This is a genomic window from Neobacillus sp. PS3-12, assembly GCF_030915385.1.
In the GTDB taxonomy this organism is placed as follows: domain Bacteria; phylum Bacillota; class Bacilli; order Bacillales; family Cytobacillaceae; genus JAEVLT01.
Map to the genome: position 1 here is coordinate 1,122,302 of NZ_CP133268.1, position 13,572 is coordinate 1,135,873.

General features: G+C 40.5%; 14 protein-coding genes, 1 pseudogene and 1 other annotated feature. Of the genes and pseudogenes, 2 read left to right on the forward strand and 13 right to left on the reverse strand.

Features of this window, described 5'->3' with window-relative positions; translation table 11 throughout:
- Positions 1–49: 49 nt before the first annotated feature.
- From nadA to nadB, 3 genes and pseudogenes are all read right to left on the reverse strand, one after another.
- Entirely contained in the window at positions 50–1,147 is a 1,098-nt protein-coding gene (gene nadA / locus RCG17_RS05875; protein ID WP_308174311.1) for a quinolinate synthase NadA, read from the reverse strand.
- A gap of 1 nt (position 1,148) precedes the next feature.
- Positions 1,149–1,998, reverse strand: a pseudogene (gene nadC / locus RCG17_RS05880) (carboxylating nicotinate-nucleotide diphosphorylase).
- Positions 1,967–3,541, reverse strand: coding sequence for an L-aspartate oxidase (gene nadB / locus RCG17_RS05885; protein WP_308174312.1), 1,575 nt, complete (start codon positions 3,539–3,541; stop codon positions 1,967–1,969). Before nadB ends, nadC begins: the two are co-directional and overlap by 32 nt.
- 102 nt (positions 3,542–3,643) lie before the next feature.
- Between nadB and RCG17_RS05890 the strand changes: the two genes are divergently transcribed.
- Entirely contained in the window at positions 3,644–4,789 is a 1,146-nt protein-coding gene (locus RCG17_RS05890) for an IscS subfamily cysteine desulfurase (protein ID WP_308174313.1), read from the forward strand.
- Between the two features lie 55 nt (positions 4,790–4,844).
- A complete protein-coding gene (locus RCG17_RS05895) occupies positions 4,845–5,384 on the forward strand; it encodes a transcription repressor NadR (RefSeq protein ID WP_308174314.1) in 540 nt (179 codons plus the stop codon).
- 285 nt (positions 5,385–5,669) lie between these two features.
- Here RCG17_RS05895 and pheA read toward each other — a convergent pair whose 3' ends face one another.
- The 10 genes from pheA to RCG17_RS05945 form a co-directional block, all read right to left on the reverse strand.
- Positions 5,670–6,530, reverse strand: coding sequence for a prephenate dehydratase (gene pheA / locus RCG17_RS05900; RefSeq protein ID WP_308175776.1), 861 nt, complete (start codon positions 6,528–6,530; stop codon positions 5,670–5,672).
- 70 nt (positions 6,531–6,600) lie between these two features.
- On the reverse strand, positions 6,601–7,056 hold the full coding sequence (locus tag RCG17_RS05905) for an ACT domain-containing protein (RefSeq protein ID WP_308174315.1): 456 nt from the start codon (positions 7,054–7,056) through the stop codon (positions 6,601–6,603).
- Between the two features lie 20 nt (positions 7,057–7,076).
- Complete coding sequence (obgE, locus tag RCG17_RS05910) at positions 7,077–8,363, reverse strand: GTPase ObgE (RefSeq protein ID WP_308174316.1); 1,287 nt, start codon at positions 8,361–8,363, stop codon at positions 7,077–7,079.
- Positions 8,364–8,422: 59 nt separating this feature from the next.
- Positions 8,423–8,968 (reverse strand): Spo0B C-terminal domain-containing protein, encoded by a 546-nt coding sequence (locus tag RCG17_RS05915; RefSeq protein WP_308174317.1) that lies wholly within the window; start codon positions 8,966–8,968, stop codon positions 8,423–8,425.
- A gap of 242 nt (positions 8,969–9,210) precedes the next feature.
- Positions 9,211–9,504 carry a 50S ribosomal protein L27 gene (gene rpmA / locus RCG17_RS05920; RefSeq protein WP_308174318.1) on the reverse strand — a complete coding sequence of 98 codons (294 nt, stop codon included), beginning with the start codon at positions 9,502–9,504 and terminating at the stop codon, positions 9,211–9,213.
- Positions 9,505–9,846, reverse strand: coding sequence for a ribosomal-processing cysteine protease Prp (locus tag RCG17_RS05925; protein WP_308174319.1), 342 nt, complete (start codon positions 9,844–9,846; stop codon positions 9,505–9,507).
- Positions 9,847–9,863: 17 nt separating this feature from the next.
- On the reverse strand, positions 9,864–10,172 hold the full coding sequence (rplU, locus tag RCG17_RS05930) for a 50S ribosomal protein L21 (protein ID WP_308174320.1): 309 nt from the start codon (positions 10,170–10,172) through the stop codon (positions 9,864–9,866).
- A gap of 13 nt (positions 10,173–10,185) precedes the next feature.
- Positions 10,186–10,265, reverse strand: a sequence feature (ribosomal protein L21 leader region).
- 39 nt (positions 10,266–10,304) lie between these two features.
- The gene (locus RCG17_RS05935; RefSeq protein ID WP_308174321.1) at positions 10,305–11,801 is read right to left on the reverse strand and encodes an Rne/Rng family ribonuclease; all 1,497 of its coding nucleotides are present in this window, start codon (positions 11,799–11,801) and stop codon (positions 10,305–10,307) included.
- Between the two features lie 57 nt (positions 11,802–11,858).
- Entirely contained in the window at positions 11,859–12,725 is an 867-nt protein-coding gene (locus tag RCG17_RS05940; protein WP_308174322.1) for a M50 family metallopeptidase, read from the reverse strand.
- Positions 12,718–13,518 carry a peptidoglycan DD-metalloendopeptidase family protein gene (locus tag RCG17_RS05945; RefSeq protein WP_308175777.1) on the reverse strand — a complete coding sequence of 267 codons (801 nt, stop codon included), beginning with the start codon at positions 13,516–13,518 and terminating at the stop codon, positions 12,718–12,720. The genes RCG17_RS05940 and RCG17_RS05945 overlap by 8 nt, the downstream gene beginning before the upstream one ends.
- Between the last annotated feature and the right edge of the window lie 54 nt (positions 13,519–13,572).

The following is a 13,572-nucleotide window of genomic DNA, read 5'->3' on the forward strand; positions in this document are numbered from 1 at the left end:
TTAGGGGCGAAAAAAAGATGGAGCAAAAAAACTGCTCCATCTTCATCTTCTATGCGTAATTCAACATTTTTTCCAAGGCAAAAATAGCTTTGCTTGCCGTCAGTTTGTCGACTTTGATGATATGCTTATCATCTTCTAAGGTATCTAAGCACCAGACCAAATGCGGCAAATCAATTCGGTTCATGGTCATGCAAGGACACATATTTGGATTTAGTGAAATTATTTTTTTATCAGGATGATTTTCAATAATTCGATTCACGAGATTCATCTCGGTCCCTATTGCCCATTCGGAACCAAGTTCCGCACTTTCAATTGCTTTAAGAATATAGTTAGTCGACCCGGCCAAATCCGCTAATTCCACCACTTCACGGCAGCATTCCGGGTGAACAATGATTTTCATATTTGGATATTGGTTTCTTGTATCAATGACATTCTGAACAGTAAAGTTTTCATGGACTGAGCAATGTCCTTTCCATAAAATAACTTTTATTTTTGCATAATCACCATCATATTCAATGGTGTTATCAATTGGATTCCAAACTGCCATTTCATCTAAACCGATTCCAAGCGTAAAAGCTGTATTTCGGCCAAGATGTTGGTCAGGCAGGAATAAGATCCGTTCTTTCTGTTCGAATGCCCACTTCACCATCTTCTCGGCATTTGAACTTGTAACGGTTGCACCTCCATGTTTACCAACAAATGCTTTGATGGCTGCAGTCGAATTTACATAGGTTAATGGCAGGATCGTATCACCAAATAGTTCCTGCAGCTTGTCCCAGGCTCTTCCGGTCTGATGAATATCGGCCATATCTGCCATTGAACAGCCAGCCCTCATATCGGGTAAGTAGACTTTCTGGCTTTCCGTTGTTAAAATATCCGCTGTTTCCGCCATAAAATGAACACCGCAAAAGACGATAAATTCAGCTTCTTTATTGGCTGCAGATATTTGGGCCAATTGTAAGGAATCTCCTGTGGCATCGGCAAACTTGACCACTTCATCTTTTTGATAATGATGGGCAGGTATAAATAATCGTGTTCCCCATTTTTCTTTTGCATCGATTACTTTTTGCTCTAATTCTTCTTTAGACATCGTTCTGTATTTTTGCGGAATAACATTTGAATTCTTCAGTGCAGCTAAAATACTCACTTTATTTCTCCCCTTTGTCGATGAGCACCTTTACACTAATATCCAGTGCCTTATATGAATGTGTTAATAAACCAAGTGAGATATAATCAACACCTGTATCACCGTAAGAAGCAAGATTACTTAACTGAATTCCTCCCGAAGCTTCTGTAATAATTCCAGAAGGAACTAATTGAATGAATTCTTTAATTTCCTCAGGTGTCCGATTATCAAACATAATGACATCGGCCCCGGCATTGACTGCTTCAATGACTTGTTCCTCTGTTTCGACTTCGACTTCAATTTTGACCATATGCCCGGCCTTTTCACGGACAGCCTTCACTGCATTGTGAATCGATCCGGCAAATGAAATGTGGTTGTCCTTAATCATCACACCATCATATAATCCAAAGCGGTGGTTAAAACCGCCGCCTGGCACGAACTGCGAATTTTTCCAGCATGCGTAAGCCTGGAGTAGTCTTTCTTGTATCACATATTTTTGTATGTGCACTATTTAAGGTTTTTACTGCCTTATCCGTTAATGTCGCGATCCCGCTCATTCTTTGAACAAGGTTTAAAATGACTCTTTCCCCTTTTAATAGGTCTGCAATTTTTCCAGAGGCAGTTGCTAATCTCTGTCCAACTTCAATTGGTTCTCCTTCCTTTATCAATACCTCTGTTTTAATATCCGAATCAAACAGGCTAAAGCCGGTCTTAATAATGTCTTCTCCGCAGAAAATCCCTGTTTCTTTTGCAATAAAAACAATCTCCCCTTGTGTTCCATCTGTAAATAGCAGATCTGTTGTGATGTCCTGTTCGCCGATATCTTCAATAAAAAAACTGTTAAGCAGTGAAGATAGTTTGAATTTGTTCATGACTTTTTTCCTCTTCCCCTTTATGAATATGTGTGATCGTTTGATGCAGCCAATTACGGTCATCTTCCTTTGGATAATCGCTTCTGTAATGGCCCCCGCGGCTTTCTGTCCTTTTTAGGGCAGCTACAGTGATCAATTCCGCAACCATTACCATAAAGATCCGTTCTATATCATCGATCGAATACTCATCTAATTCTGTTATTTCATTGACTTTAAATTGAGTTAACCAATTTACTTGCTCTTTCAGCAGTTCTTTGTTTCGAACAATACCGACATGTTCCATCATTTTGTGTTGGAGAATTGATTTTTCCGGTAAATTAGCTTGTTTCGTGTTTATATGGTTCGGTATTTTGATAGGTTCTACAGACAATGGCTTCATCATTGCCTGGTTTATCCATTCTGACAACTTTTTCCCTTGATAAAGGCCTTCTAACAAAGAATTACTAGCCAAACGATTGGCACCATGCAGGCCAGTACAAGATGCTTCGCCAATAGCAAAAAGTCCATCCACTGTGGTCCTGCCAATTAAATCTGTCTTGATACCCCCCATTAAAAAATGGCTCCCAGGAACAACAGGAATCTTCCCCTTTGATAAATCCACCCCATTTTCCTCGCAAATCTCGGTAATGGATGGGAACCGTGCTGTAAAGTTCGGTATCGAATCAATATCTAAATAAATCTTTTTACCTTTGCTGATATATTCATAAATTTTTTGAGAAACAACATGTCTTGGAGCAAGGTCCTTTAACGGGTGAACTTCTTCCATAATCGGGGTACCATCTTCAGTGACCAGGATTCCTCCTTCGCCTCTGACAGCTTCTGATACCAGCCCCTTTGTTTCTCCGTTGATAGATAATAAGGTCGGATGAAATTGGTTAAACTCCATATCCGCTATTTCTGCTCCTGCCAAATAGGCCATTGCAATTCCATCGCCAGTTACCGTTTCTGCATTAGAGGTATAGGTGTACAATTGCCCGCAACCGCCCGTGGCCAGAACAGTGTTATTCCCATAATAAACATGGATTTCTCCGTTCGGTTTTTTCGTCTTTACACCAATGCACCGATTTTCTTTGACAATAAGTTCGTAGGCATATACATCTTCTTCTATTTTCACGTTATCCTTTAGTTGATCAATCAAATATTCAACCACATTTTTTCCTGTCGCATCCCCGCCACTATGGACGATCCTTTTCTCACTATGTGCCCCTTCCATTCCGAGCAGCATTTCACCATTTGAATCCATATCAAAGACCGAGCTTTTTGCAAAAATTTCTCTAATAAGTGTTGGAGCTTCATTTACAATTTTACGAACTGACTCCACGTTGTTATGAAACCTGCCGGCCTTCAATGTATCCATAAAATGCTTGGATGGATGATCCTGTTTACCAATGGCTGCAGCAATACCGCCTTGAGCAAGATATGAATTTGCATTTCTTACCTTCGACTTTGTGAGAATTCTCACATTTACATTTTTATTAAGAAAGGCGGCTAATTGTAAAGCTGCAACGCCGCTGCCAACAATTAATACATCATCATAGGTCATTTGAGAGCCTCCAATATTTACAGGTGTCTTGACATATATATTTACATAGAATTAAACTGTTGACAAGTACTTTTCTATCAAAATAATGTTTCGGAGGAGATCATGATTTATTTTGACTTTGCTGCAACAACACCTTTAGATACAGAAGCTGCGGAAATCTTTGTGAAAGTTGCAACAGAATACTTTGGAAACTCAAACAGCCTCCATGACATTGGCTCACAAGCAGCCGGATTATTGGAAAATTGCCGAGAAGAACTGGCTAGTTTATTAGGAATTGATCCTGCGGGACTTTATTTTACAAGCGGCGGATCCGAAGGTAATTTTTTGGCTATAGAAGCCCTGCTTTCCAATGTGGACATTTCGAAAAATCATATCATAACCAGCATGGCTGAACATTCTTCTATTCATGGAACAATGAAAAGACTAGAAAACGAGGGTTATAGAATTACCTATCTGCCTTTTTCACCTGATGGCAGAATTGATCCAGAAACATTAAAGGCTGAACTTACACCTGAAACCGCCTTGGTTTCGATCCAGCATGTAAATTCCGAAATTGGCAGCATTCAGCCGATAAAAGAAATCTCAGAGATTTGTCGTGCTAACCAAGTTTACCTTCATAGTGATTTTGTCCAATCTTTTGGAAAAATTAATCTAAAAAAGGCTGCACAGTTCGTAAACAGCTTTAGCTTTTCTGGTCATAAAATTTACGGGCCAAAAGGTTCTGGCGGAGTATATATTAACCCGCAAATCGGCTGGAGACCGTTTTATCCAGGAACCACCCATGAAAAAGGCTTAAGGCCTGGAACCGTCAATGTTCCTGCAATTGCGGCTATGACCGCTGCTGCCCAAAAAGTGATTGACCATATGGCTGAAGAAGAAGTGATGTTTTGTAATCTTCGCCAAGTCTTTTTGGAAAAGCTTAAACCCATTCAGGATCTTGTTACAATCATTCAAGCCAAAGGTGAGCATCAGCTTCCAAGTGTCATTGGAATGAGGATTTCTAGTATTGAAGGGCAGCTTTTAATGTTGGAATGTAATCGAGAAGGCTTTGCGATTTCAACAGGAAGTGCTTGCCAAGTGGGAATGCAGGCCCCTTCAAAAACAATGCAGGCATTAGGAGTCCCAAACGAGGAAGCCAAAGAATTTATCCGAATTTCTTTTGGAAGAACAACTACAATTGAAGAAGTTGAAAACCTTGGGGAAACGATTTGCAGTATTGTCAGCAATCTTAAGAAGCTTCTTTCTTGATTTTTACAGCATTGTGATAGAATAATACAAGGTAAATTTTTTTAGGAGGAATTCGATGGCTGAGCCAAAAAAATTATTAGGGGACGAACGGCGCACTTGGATTTTGCAGCAGCTAAAGGATAGCAGTGCTCCTCTAACTGGAAGTGAACTGGCTGTAAAAACGAATGTAAGCAGACAAGTGATTGTTGGCGATATAACAATTTTAAAAGCTAAAAATGAACCCATTATTGCAACAAGTCAAGGATACTTGTATTTAAGGCAAAATGCGGTAACACCCATTTTTGAGCGAACCGTTGCCTGCCTTCACAAAATTGAAGACACGGAAAAAGAATTAAATTTATTAGTGGACCACGGCGTAACTGTAAAGGATGTTAAAGTAGAGCATCCCATTTATGGCGATTTAACAGCATCCATAATGGTTTCCAATCGGCAGGAAGTTAAACAATTTATGGAAAAGCTAAGGGCCACAAAAGCCACGTTATTAGCAGAATTAACCGGAGGGATCCACCTGCACACATTGGCTTCCAACAGCGAAACGGCTCTTTTGGATGCTGAAGCGGCGTTAAAGGATGCTGGATTTTTAATTGAAGCGTAAGGCTGCGTATTTGGAGAGTTGTTACATGAGGGCTCGATTGAAATGAGAGAGAATCTCGTTACCATCAGACGGGAAAAACGGACCCCATGGTAACGAAAAACGGATTATTGTTACCATTAGACGGAAAAACTAGCCCCCATGGTAACGAAAGGGAATCTTGTTACCATTAGACAAGAAAAATGGCCCCGAAGAGAACGAGAAACCGACCGAATCTTGTTACCTTACCGTCCTCAAAACCCAATAAAAACAACAAAGGATCCAGACAATGTAGCTGGATCCTTTGTTTTAATTAAAATCAATAAGAAATGATGGATAGCTTCCGAGAATTCTAACTCCGCATCCGAGCGCTTCGAGTTCTTCGATCGCACCTGGAATCAACACATTATCTAACTTCATTTCAAGATCAATAATGAAAAAGTAATTGCCAATGCCCGTTTTCATTGGTCTTGATTCAATTTTTGAAAGGTTGATTCTTCTCCAGGCAAAGGCAGACAATACTTGATGCAGTGCACCAGCGTAATCATCTGGTAGTGTTACCATGACGGTTGTTTTATAACCAAGAAAGGCTTCGTTCGCACTTGATTCCAAATCATATTGATCATGGGACAAGATGACAAAGCGAGTATGGTTGTAGGCAACATCGTGAATATCTGGCTGAACAATCGCTAAGCCATATTCCTTTGCCGCTTGTTCATTTGCAATTGCCCCAGCCATTATTTCCGGATGATCTTTTACAAAAACAGCTGCCCCAGCAGTGGAAGAAAGACTTTCGATCGAAGCCTCTTTAAAGTGACTTTGCAAAAATTTATGGCACTGCGCAATCGCATGGGAATGACTATAAATATTAGTTACATTCTTCCAGTTATCTTTATTTGCCTGATGGACCATAAAATGTTGACGGATCGGTGCTGTAATTTCCCCAATGATCGGTATTTCAACTTCCCTTGTTAAATAATCAACTGTAATGGGAACGGACCCCTCCAAGGCATTTTCAACCGGTACAACAGCAAGGTCAACCTCATGCTGGTCAACGGCGTCAATGCAATCGGGAATCGTTCGATACGGTAGATGATCAAGACCCGGGAAAAATCTGCTCACGGCCATTTGGGTAAACGTAGCCTTTGGGCCAAAATAACCTACTTTCACCATTTCCCTCTCCTTTTTTGTATGTCCATCGCTATCAATCAGCAAATTTTGCGACATTGTGTTTCCCCCTTTATGCTCCTGTTCCCAGTACCTCCACTTTATCAACAAATTCTAATTTTCGCAATTCTGTAAGAAATTCATCAATTTCCATGCGAATATCAGATGTGTTTAGTGACATGGTCACGTTCGCTCTGCCTTGCAGGGGAATGGTCTGGTGTATCGTCAGAACATTGCACCCAGAGGAAGCAACAACATTTAAAAGCTTGGACAACGTTCCAGAACGATCCTCGAGATGAAAGAAAAGTGTAACCAACCGCTCTTGCTTGATTGAGGAAAACGGAAAGACCGTATCTCTATATTTATAAAAAGCACTTCTGCTTAAATCCACCCGATGGACGGCATCCCAGACAGAATCCGCTTTTCCCCGATCAAGCATTTCTTTGACCTCGATGGTCTTTTTCATGGCTTCAGGCAATACATCCTCACGAACCAAATAAAACTTCTTATCGAATTTGTCGGCTCTCATCTCTCCACCCTCTTGGAACCCTACTCAATAAATTCAAATTCAAATTCTAATAATTTCACAATGTCACCGTCTTTTGCCCCTCGTTTTCTTAAGGCATCGTCAACTCCCATACCACGAAGTTGGCGGGAAAAGCGGCGAATGGATTCTTCCCTTGAAAAATCGGTCATTTTAAACAATTTTTCAACTTTTTCACCAGATACCACAAATGAACCATCTGATTCTCTGGAAATCTTAAAGGCATCCGCATCTTTTTCATGCTTATAAATGACACGATGAACACCTGTCTCCTCTTCCTGTTCAAGAGGAAATTCAGGAGTTTGCTCCAACTTATCGGCAATTGCAAATAAGAGTTCTCTTAAGCCTTTCCTCGAAACGGCGGAAATTGCAAAAATCGGATAATCCTCCGTCAATTGCTCTTTGAATTTTTTGAGGTTTTCTTCTGCTTCCGGCATGTCCATTTTGTTGGCCACAATAATTTGTGGACGTTCAGTTAGTCTCAAATTATATTCTTTCAGTTCTTTATTGATTGTCAGGAAGTCTTCATATGGGTCTCGCTCTTCGGTTGAGGCCATGTCGATCACATGGACAATGACTCTTGTACGTTCTATATGACGCAAGAATTGGTGCCCTAAACCAACGCCTTGGTGTGCACCCTCAATTAAACCAGGCAAGTCAGCCATAACAAAGCTCCTGCCGTCTTCTGTCTCAACCATACCAAGGTTTGGGACAATCGTTGTAAAGTGATAATCCGCAATCTTTGGTTTCGCTGATGAAACCACCGATAATAAGGTGGATTTTCCAACACTCGGAAAACCAACAAGGCCAACGTCAGCCAGCAGCTTTAATTCGAGTATGACTTCACGTTCCTGGGCAGGTTCACCATTTTCTGATAACTCCGGAGCAGGGTTAGCAGGTGTGGCAAATCTCGTATTACCTCGTCCGCCACGGCCGCCTTTGGCTATAACGGCACGCTGTCCATGTTCAACCAAATCAGCAATGACTTCCTTTGTTTCTTCATCAATCACGACAGTACCAGGTGGTACTTTTACAATCATATCCTTGGCATTTCTCCCGTGCTGGTTCTTGGACATCCCGTGTTCACCGCGGGGCGCTTTAAAATGATGCTGGTAACGGAAATCCATCAATGTCCTTAGTCCTTCATTTACTTCAAAAACAACATCGGCACCTTTTCCGCCGTCACCGCCGGCAGGACCACCTTTTGGAACATATTTTTCTCGGCGGAAAGCAACCATTCCATTGCCTCCGTCGCCACCTTTAACATAAATTTTAACTTGATCGACAAACATTCTATTCCTCCCGTCTGCACTGGTTGTTTCGTCTTGCGACGGATGTAATTAGCCCGCTTTCACCTATTAATTATTGGCAAAAAAACTTCAAATGCGAGCTCATGTTCAGAAAATTCCTTTACCGTCAGTCCTATCTCTTTGACAGAGCTTTCAGTCAGGAATTTTTCTATCCGTGCTTTCTGCTTTATTATTCCGCTAAAATCAAAAAAGAAACGAGCTCCATCTTCCTGAGAATCAATTGAAACGGCTAAATGATTTTCATCCAATGCCGTAATGGATTCATTTAAGCAAGAAAAGAACTCTTCTGTCCATTCTGTTAGCGCAAGTTCATTGATGTACAATATACCAGACTCCTGCAGCACTTCGTATTCCAAAGTGAAAATATTGCTTTCCCAATTTGCTCGAATAAGTAATGATGCAAATAAGGGTATATGTAAATTGGAAAGCTTTGTTTCATGCTGTGTCTCGATGACAATTTCATCAATAATTGCTTTTGCTCGATCTATTCGATTTAAATCTAAATTTCCTTTAATTAACTGCAGCTTATTTAGCCAATCATGCCGAGAATGTCGCAGCACTTCGATCATATTCCATTCTTTTTTCATACGTGCACTCCCACTTCAATTGTCAGAAAACTGTTTGCTTTAGTATATCAAAAAAGTTGGCTGGAGTATGTACATTTTATGTATAATCATCCTTTTGAGGCATAATGAAGCACTGGTTGGATTGATGAAGTGTTAATTCCATTGAAGTAAAAAACACGTTTAAGAAAGCGGCTCAACGAACAGACTTTCTTATCTTTTAAAAAGAAAACTCTAACCAATCGGTTAGAGTTTCATGCAGCAACTTATGCTTCTTGAGCTACTGGGTATACGCTGACTTTTTTATGGTCACGACCTAAACGCTCGAATTTAACGATTCCGTCAACTTTCGCGAATAGAGTATCATCTCCACCGCGGCCCACGTTTTCACCTGGATAAATCTTAGTACCACGTTGACGATACAGGATAGAGCCACCAGTTACGAATTGACCATCTGCACGCTTAGCGCCAAGACGCTTTGCGATTGAGTCACGTCCGTTCTTTGTAGAACCTACCCCTTTTTTAGATGCGAACAACTGAAGATCTAATTTTAATAGCATTTATTTCACCTCCCGCTTTTTGAAGGTTATTTTTAAGTTTTTCCCGTATTCTTCTTCAATCGTTTGTAATGAAATAACCATACCTTCAAGAAGAATCTGAACCTTCTCAATGATGTCCTCCGATAGGTTTTCCGAAAGAACACAGCGGAGAAAACCGTTTCCTTGTTTAATCTCGGGTATAACGCCCGTTAAGGCATGGATGGCATTAATTGTGCCAACAGAAACTGCCGATACGCCTGCACAGACAATATCCTTGCCCCGTTCAGCAAAAAAAGCATGTCCCCTTATTTCAAACTCCCGAATCTGATCAGATCCTGTACGAGTGATCGTAATTTCAATCATCTATATTGCTCAACACCTTATGCGTTGATTTTTTCAATGATGACTTTAGTATACGGCTGACGATGACCTTGCTTTTTACGATTGTTTTTCTTAGCTTTATACTTGAAAACAATGATTTTCTTCTGACGGCCTTGTTTTTCAACTTTAGCTGTAACAGTAGCGCCTGCAATAACAGGGCTTCCTACTTTTACATTTTCTCCGCCTACGAAAAGAACTTTATCAAAAGTAACTGTTTCGCCTGCTTCAGCAGTAAGCTTTTCAATGTAAATAGCTTGACCTTCTTCAACTTTCACTTGCTTTCCACCAGTTTCGATAATTGCGTACATGAACTGCACCTCCTTATAAACTCAGACTCGCCAATTACAGGCGTTTTGCATAGGCAAAAGCTTACTACCTGTTCTGAGCGGTTGTAGCACGGGTGCTACAAACATAACATTAAAATCCTACCACATTCACAGTCAATGGTCAATAGGATTCCTTTTTTTATCATAAAACTCTTCAACATCTGCAAATTGTTTTAGATTATAGTATGGACTAACTGCAGGGAGAATTTCAAAAAACACTTTTAAATGGGTCGCTTCTTCAAAATAGCTTTGAAAACTTTTGCCTGGCCCTTCGAACGCCGCTTTAACCTCCTGTGTTGTTTCAACAAGCACGGCCTCGAATTCGGAATGACGATGTTCAAATAATTCTCTTTCAAGCTGGAAGGCAACTGTTTCCGCACTTAAGATTCGTCCTGTCCCTTCACATACAGGGCATTTTACTTTTAATGCCTCGGATAAAGAAACCCTTGTCTTTTTTCTTGTTAGCTGGAGAATGCCAAGCGGGGTGAAGCCGATCACCCTTGTCCTTTTTTCATCCTTTTTGCATTCTTGTTCCATTGTTTCTGATATGAATTGCCTGTGGTGGTCTTTTTTCATATCAATAAAATCAGCGAGAACCATACCGCCCACATCGCGGAGACGAAGCTGTCGGGCAATTTCGATTGCTGCTAGTTGATTGGTTTTTACAACGGTGTCTTCAAGCTCGCTCTTCCCTGAAAATTTACCAGTATTTACATCAATAATGGTCAGGGCCTCGGTTTCATCAAAAATGAGATAGGCCCCATTCTCCAGCCAAACCACTCTTTTTAATGCTTTTTCAATTTCATGCTCAACCCGATAAGTTGAAAAAATATTTTCTTTTTCCTGATAATAACGAAGCACTACCTTACCCATTTTAACAGGCTCAGTTCCTTCAAGTTTCTGCTTGAACCTAACGTCATCAGCAATGACTTCACCCGAGGACATTTTTGCGATGGATTCAATCACCTTTTCAGAAAATAGATCCTTTTCAAAGAGAATTCCCGGATGGTTTAAAACAGATGCCTTTTGAAGCATCTGTTCAAAACTAATCCGCAGCATATCCAACTCTGCACGAAGTTCCTGCTCGGTACAATTCATGCTGGAAGTTCGAAAAATGATCCCTTCATCCTGATCTTTCATTTGCTTGCCAAGCTGGCGGAGAACTGTTTTCTTTGATTCATCAGCAATTTTTTTTGAGACGGCCACATAACGCCCATATGGCATGTATATTAAATTGTCCCCTTGGATTTCAATAATTCCTGTTGCTTTTGGCCCCTTTGTTCCGGTTGCATCCTTTTCAATCTGCACAAGGATTTTCTCACCTTGATGGACAAATTTGGCGATACTTTTTTGCTCTTTTATCGCTTTTTCCTCTGCCGCTAACACGAAACTTGCAAGAAGGTTCCGCGGTATATAGGCATTTTTTCCTTCACCGATATCTACAAAAGCAGCATTCATTCCCGGTAAAACCCTTGTTACTGTACCGTAAAAAATATTTCCAACCAATGAATGGTCTTCTGGATGATCAATAAACAGTTTTTCTACTTTATTGTTAATGAATAGAGCAAATCGCTTTTCCCTTGCAGCGTAATTGATAATTAATGTTTCCAAGTCTCGCTTCCTCACCTTATACTTGAATATTATTCTTTTACTATAATATACGAAACATCAATATGAAAAGAGGAGGTCGCTGATTTTATCAGTTACTCTTTTTTCCGTAAAATAGGCGTGCAGGACTTCATTTTCATCCAGCATTCGTTCTTCATTATCGATACTTTCAATAATGATTGGATGCTTGCAGCCGCGTTGAAACCGCTGCAGGACTTGAATAATCATATCCTCTTCATCTGCTTTAATCGGAACAAGATTATGGGGACCATCCACTTTACCATAATAGCGTTCCAATAAAAATCTCATAAATACATAACGGCGCTGCTTCCATTCATGATAGAGTGAAAAATAAAGGAAAAGGATGACCACCCAGACGTTAATGTGTGTTGGTGCCGTAATTAGAATCAGAATAGCAAACAAAGTAAGGAATCCAGTAGACATCAGCAATGTCAAACGGTGCGCCTCGGGAAATGGCCTTTTTAGGGAAAGAAGTAAAAAGACCAGCTTACCTCCATCCAGGGGCCATATTGGGAAAAGATTAAACAAAAAGATCATTAGGTTATATTCAAAAAATAGCTGAAAAAGGTCGGGTGAAAGCCATCCGATTTTTTCTAAAAAAAAGGCTAATCCCGTCATCCAGACATGCTGCAGTGGTCCGGCTACTACGACAATCGTTTCTTCCCGAAGCGGCCTATTTCCATGCTCATCCATTTCGGCTACCCCGCCAAATGGGAGCAAGGAGACTTTTTTGATTCTCCACGAAAAAAAAGAAGCCGCAGCAGCATGCCCCATTTCATGTATAAAAATAATCAAGAGTAATAAACAAACCTCTAGGAAATGAGCGGTCACAATCGATGCAGCAATGACAATCCATAATAGGGGATGAATATGGATCTGCCGGATTAAAGCACCTAGTTTACTCAAATTGAATCACCTGTATGGGATCAATAAAATGATTTCCTTTTTTAATGGCAAAATAAAACTCCCCTTTTGCTTTTGCTTTGTCTGTGGATGGAGATACAGTTCCGACTTCCTTCCCTTTGTCAATGTACTTATACAGACTTACATTGATGGACTCCAGGTTTCCATACCAGGATTCCGTTTGGTCCGAATGCTGGATAATGACAGTTTTACCTAAACCTGCTTTTACTCCAGCAAATTGAACTACTCCTCCGTTCATGGCTTCAACTTTCGTACCTTTACTCGTTTCGATCATAATTCCTTGGCCATTTTTCTGGAAGTTTTCAAGGATTCTTCCAGAGGCAGGTACTGCGTATTGAGGATTTGATGAAACATTTGCGGTTTGTTTATTCGGTGTAAAAGGCAGTAATGCTAACGGTTTTCCGAACTTGTCTTCATACCAATTTGAGACTGCAGCAAATTGGAACTCTGTTTCCATTGTTTGTTTCACCACATTTCTGGCTGAATCAAAGGTAGCTGTGTGGTTGCGAAACAATATGGCTACGACAAGAAATAAACAGGCAGATGCTAGTATCTTAAAAAGAAATACTTCTTTTCGAAATAGGGGATGTATCTCTTCCTCGGGACCCCCGCCCTCATAGCTAATAATTGGGCTAAAACCATGCTTTTCGTCCTCAGAAGGTAAGGTGAAAAGACGTTCAGGTCTCGAATTGTTCTCCATTCTTTCTTTTTCTTTTCTTCTTTTGGCAATTCGCCGACGAATATCATCCGATCTAGAGCGTACCATACCATCCATCCTTCCATCCGTTTCCCACTTTTTGTACAAGTTTATGTCTTGTCCGTTCAGAGT

Coding starts and splice junctions, on each gene's coding strand:
- obgE (WP_308174316.1), bottom strand. CDS start 8,363: ATGTTTGTCGATCAAGTTAAAATTTATGTTAAAGGTGGCGACGGAGGC.
- RCG17_RS05895 (WP_308174314.1), top strand. CDS start 4,845: ATGGCTGAGCCAAAAAAATTATTAGGGGACGAACGGCGCACTTGGATT.
- rpmA (WP_308174318.1), bottom strand. CDS start 9,504: ATGCTATTAAAATTAGATCTTCAGTTGTTCGCATCTAAAAAAGGGGTA.
- RCG17_RS05945 (WP_308175777.1), bottom strand. CDS start 13,518: ATGGATGGTATGGTACGCTCTAGATCGGATGATATTCGTCGGCGAATT.
- RCG17_RS05915 (WP_308174317.1), bottom strand. CDS start 8,968: ATGAAAAAAGAATGGAATATGATCGAAGTGCTGCGACATTCTCGGCAT.
- nadB (WP_308174312.1), bottom strand. CDS start 3,541: ATGACCTATGATGATGTATTAATTGTTGGCAGCGGCGTTGCAGCTTTA.
- rplU (WP_308174320.1), bottom strand. CDS start 10,172: ATGTACGCAATTATCGAAACTGGTGGAAAGCAAGTGAAAGTTGAAGAA.
- RCG17_RS05925 (WP_308174319.1), bottom strand. CDS start 9,846: ATGATTGAAATTACGATCACTCGTACAGGATCTGATCAGATTCGGGAG.
- RCG17_RS05905 (WP_308174315.1), bottom strand. CDS start 7,056: ATGAGAGCCGACAAATTCGATAAGAAGTTTTATTTGGTTCGTGAGGAT.
- RCG17_RS05890 (WP_308174313.1), top strand. CDS start 3,644: ATGATTTATTTTGACTTTGCTGCAACAACACCTTTAGATACAGAAGCT.